This window comes from Pseudoalteromonas sp. TAB23 (assembly GCF_000498075.1).
In the GTDB taxonomy this organism is placed as follows: Bacteria; Pseudomonadota; Gammaproteobacteria; order Enterobacterales; family Alteromonadaceae; genus Pseudoalteromonas; species Pseudoalteromonas arctica.
Window position 1 is genome coordinate 1 of record NZ_AUTP01000025.1, and the last position, 4,612, is coordinate 4,612.

Genomic DNA, 4,612 nt, shown 5'->3' on the forward strand with positions numbered 1-4,612 from the left:
CACCCGCTGCATCGGCCATAGTTTGCGCGTCTTGTAATGACTGAATTCCAGCTTGTTCGCCTTCAATGTCAATTAAACGAACTTCTTGCGCTGTAATTTCTTCGTTAATACGATTTTTTTGAGCTGTTTGTTGCCCTTTCTTGCCGCCTCTAATAGTACGTTCCTCCAAGAATATCAATAATATAAGCGTGTAATTGGCTGTTTGTTAATGCCTTACACACTCGATTTTTACTGTCGATTTTTAATTTCTTCGCTAATTTTAGCTACAAAATCATCGACATTAAATTTGCCTAGGTCTTCACCTGTGCGAGTACGCACTGCTACTTCTTGTTGTTCAACTTCTTTATCGCCAACAACAAGCAAGTATGGAATACGCTTCAGTGTATGCTCACGGATTTTAAAGCCAATCTTCTCATTTCTCAAGTCAGCAGCGGCTCTAATTCCAAGTTTATTTAATTTTTGTACAACTTCTTTAACATAAGGAGCCTGTTTATCGGTAATATTCATAATTACCACTTGCTTTGGCGCAAGCCACGTCGGGAATAAACCAGCGTACTCTTCAGTTAAAATGCCAATAAAGCGTTCAATAGAACCTAAAATAGCACGATGTATCATTACAGGTGTACGACGTTCGTTATTTTCTGCTACATAAGTAGCGCCCAAACGACCCGGTAATGCAAAGTCTAATTGCACTGTACCACACTGCCACGCTCTGTCTAAACAATCGTATAAAGTAAATTCAATCTTCGGACCATAAAACGCGCCTTCACCCGGAAGATAATCAAATTCAATATCGTTTAGCTTAAGTGCTTCGGCTAAAGCAAGCTCTGCTTTATCCCACATATGGTCTTCACCAATGCGTTGTTCTGGGCGAGTAGATAGCTTAACTACAATCTTCTCAAAACCGAATGTTTCATATGTATCATAAACCATCTTAATACACGCTGAAACTTCGTCCATTATCTGCTCTTCGGTACAGAAAATGTGAGCATCATCTTGTGTAAAGCCACGTACACGCATTAAACCGTGTAGTGCACCTGATGGTTCATTACGATGACAACAACCAAATTCAGCCATACGAAGTGGTAAATCACGGTACGATTTTAAACCCTGGTTAAAGATCTGCACGTGTCCTGGGCAGTTCATTGGTTTAATCGCGTATTCACGCTTTTCAGACTCAGTGGTAAACATTGCTTCTGAATATTTTTCCCAGTGACCTGATTTTTCCCAAAGTGAACGGTCCATCATCATTGGACCTTTTACTTCTTCGTACTCATATTCGCGTAACTTTTCACGTACAAATTCTTCAAGCTCGCGGTAAATGCTCCAACCATCGTTGTGCCAAAATACCATGCCTGGCGCTTCTTCTTGCCAATGCCATAAATCAAGCGCTTTACCAATACGGCGGTGATCGCGTTTTTCAGCTTCTTCAAGGCGTTTTAAATACGCTTTAAGTTGCTTTTTATCGCCCCACGCTGTGCCGTAAATGCGTTGTAGCATTTTGTTTTCTGAATCACCACGCCAATATGCACCCGCCACTTTCATTATTTTGAAGTTTTGGCAAAATTTCATGTTAGGAACGTGAGGTCCACGACACATGTCTACATATTCTTCGTGATGATATAACCCTGGGCGGTCATCTTTAGCGATGTTTTCGTCCAGAATTTCTATTTTGTATGTTTCGCCACGCGCTTCAAATGTATCGCGTGCTTCTTGCCAGCTTACTGTTTTTTTCACTACGTCGTAGTTGGTTTTTGCAAGTTGCAACATACGCTTTTCAATTGCTTCAAGATCATCTTGTGATAATGAATGTTCCATATCGATATCGTAGTAAAAACCGTTATCAATGGTAGGACCAATTGCCATTTTTGCGTCTGGGAAAAGTTGCTTAACTGCATGACCAATTAAGTGAGCACAAGAGTGACGAATGATTTCAAGGCCGTCATCGTCTTTAGCGGTAATGATCTCAAGACGAGAGTCTTCACTAATTAAATCACATGCATCAACACGGTCGCCATTAACACGACCCGCAATGGTCGCTTTAGCTAAACCAGGGCCAATATCGTTTGCAACATCAAGCGTGCTTACAGGGTTTTCAAAACTACGTTGACTTCCGTCTGGAAGAGTAATAACTGGCATTATAAATCCTTGCTACAGTGGTGACACCTACAATGTATCACGTGTATTTTTAATAAATTAAATGAGAATGACTCGACAACGCTTTTACGAATAAGCATTGACTAATAAATGTAGATGCAGAGTCTATTCAACTACAAAGATATATTGTCGCGTGCTGCGCATTTAATTACAAGTTTTAAGGGGTGAAATCCACCCGTTTTGAGCACAAAATGTAACTTTTAGAGCAAAAAAAATCATTTCATTAAAATATAAAAGCATCAACGCACTAATTACGCACCTACAACTATACCTACACTCGCATTTTAATGTGTGTTGCGTATAATACTGCGTAATTAAGTTATTTTAGAGAATAGACATGAGAACATGTGGTGTAGAAATTACCGGTAGTGATGTACTACTTTGTATTTTAAGTAAAGATAATGACGTATTTGATATTCGCGATGTGCGCCAAACACGCTTTACCTTAGGTAACGGTAACGACACTGAAGTAATGCGTAAATTTCAATTCGATTTTGCAAAACTAATGCAAGATTACCAAATTGATTCTGTTGCAATCCGTGAGCGTCAGCCTAAAGGTAAATTTGCTGGCAGCGCAAAGGGATTCAAAATGGAAACTGCGATTCAATTAATCGACAATTTAGACGTACGTTTATTTACCACAACTGAAATTAAAGAACAGGTAAAGCGTAATCCTATTCCTATTGATTTTGAAGAAACAGGTCTTAAAAAGTACCAAGAAAATGCATTTGTAAATGCCTACGTTTACATAATGAAAAAAACATACCGCAGCGACGAAATGTAAACTCATTACTCGTTTAAAAACGCGTACTTACTTTGTAAGACGCGTTTTTTTGTATCTAAAAAACATGATTAGATTTTATTAATCTAATAATACATTAGTCTAACTGCACTTCTCTTTGTCGACAATATGTGTTTATTTTAACTTTGTAGTTTACATAACTCACACACATTTTCATGGAGAGAGCAATGCACACACACACTATTGCGGTAAAAGAAGTAGAACGAATAAATCACTTACCGTTATCGCAAAGCTATTTTAAAGGTATACAAAGCACACCTTTAACAAATTTGACTATCGGGGAGTACTTTGACTTTATTGTCGACAAAAACCCAGAGGCGTTAGCTGTTGTAGTTCATCACCAGGGTATTCGCTTAACGTATAAAGAATTTCAAAAAGAAGTTAATCAACTTGCTATGGGGTTGCTGGCACTTGGCGTGAAACCAGGCGAGCGTGTTGGTATTTGGTCTCCTAATAATATTGAGTGGTGCTTAACCCAATTTGCAACCGCAAAAATTGGCGCAATAATGGTTTGCATCAACCCTGCATATCGCCCTAACGAATTACAATACGCCTTAAATAGTGTTGAATGCTCTACTCTAATCACAGCATCAAACTTTAAAGGCAGTGATTATTTAGAAATGCTCAATGGTTTGGCTCCAGAACTTGCAACTTGCGATAAAGACACACTTAATTTAAAAGCACTGCCCACTCTTAAAAATATAATCCGCATTGGCGATGAAGCATCTCCTGGTATGTACTCTTTTAATGATGTTATTAACTTGCCAACATCGGCACATGAGCTTGAATTAAAAGCAATAGGTGCAAACTTAAATGCTGAGCAAGACATCAATATACAATTTACATCAGGCACAACAGGCAACCCAAAAGGCGCAACGCTCACTCATAAAAATATTTTAAATAATGCGCTATTCGTCGCCGAATCTATGCACTTTACGAGCGATGACAAGTTATGCATCCCTATCCCGTTATATCATTGCTTTGCAATGGTATTGGGTAGCTTATTGTGTGTTAGTAAAGGTGCAGCAGCCATTTATCCAGGCGATTCGTTTGATGCAAAAACCACACTCGATGTAGTTCAACAAGAAGGATGTACAGCGCTGCACGGTGTACCTACTATGTTTATTAGTGAGCTTGAGCTAAGTAATTTTAACGATTATGACTTAAGTACTTTACGCACGGGTGTAATGGCAGGCTCTACATGCCCAGAGCAAGTAATGCGCAAAGTACAAACACAAATGAACATGCATCAAGTACTGATTGCTTACGGGCAAACGGAGTGCAGCCCCATAAACAACATTACCGAAACAGACTCTTCAATAGAGCGGCAAGTAACGACGGTTGGCCGCGCACTTGCCCATACTGAGGTTAAAATAATTGACGAACTGGGTAACATTCAAAAAATTGGTCAACCTGGCGAAGTGTGTAGTAAAGGTGCAGGTATAATGCGCTGCTATTGGAATGACGATGCTAAAACAAAAGCCACAATAGATGACAACGGTTGGCTACACTCTGGCGATTTAGGTGTCATGGATACAGAAGGGTTTGTCACTATTGTTGGCCGTATTAAAGATATGATTATTCGTGGCGGCGAAAACATTTACCCGCGCGAAATAGAAGAAGTGCTTTACACCTACCCGGGCATTCAAGATG

The 4,612-nt window shown here is 39.4% G+C and carries 3 protein-coding genes and 1 pseudogene; 2 read left to right on the forward strand and 2 right to left on the reverse strand.

Annotated elements, in window-relative coordinates; all coding sequences use genetic code 11:
- Both L654_RS0100405 and thrS read right to left on the reverse strand, forming a co-directional pair.
- Positions 1–169, reverse strand: a pseudogene (locus tag L654_RS0100405) (translation initiation factor IF-3); the annotation flags it as partial.
- A 59-nt stretch (positions 170–228) separates the two neighbouring features.
- Positions 229–2,139, reverse strand: coding sequence for a threonine--tRNA ligase (gene thrS, locus L654_RS0100410; protein WP_007582683.1), 1,911 nt, complete (start codon positions 2,137–2,139; stop codon positions 229–231).
- Positions 2,140–2,494: 355 nt separating this feature from the next.
- Here thrS and L654_RS0100415 point away from each other — a divergent pair, with 355 nt between their 5' ends.
- Positions 2,495–2,941, forward strand: coding sequence for a DUF3010 family protein (locus tag L654_RS0100415; RefSeq protein WP_007582681.1), 447 nt, complete (start codon positions 2,495–2,497; stop codon positions 2,939–2,941).
- Between the two features lie 185 nt (positions 2,942–3,126).
- Positions 3,127–4,612: AMP-binding protein (locus L654_RS0100420; RefSeq protein WP_024606930.1), on the forward strand; the 1,486-nt coding region annotated here is incomplete at its 3' end.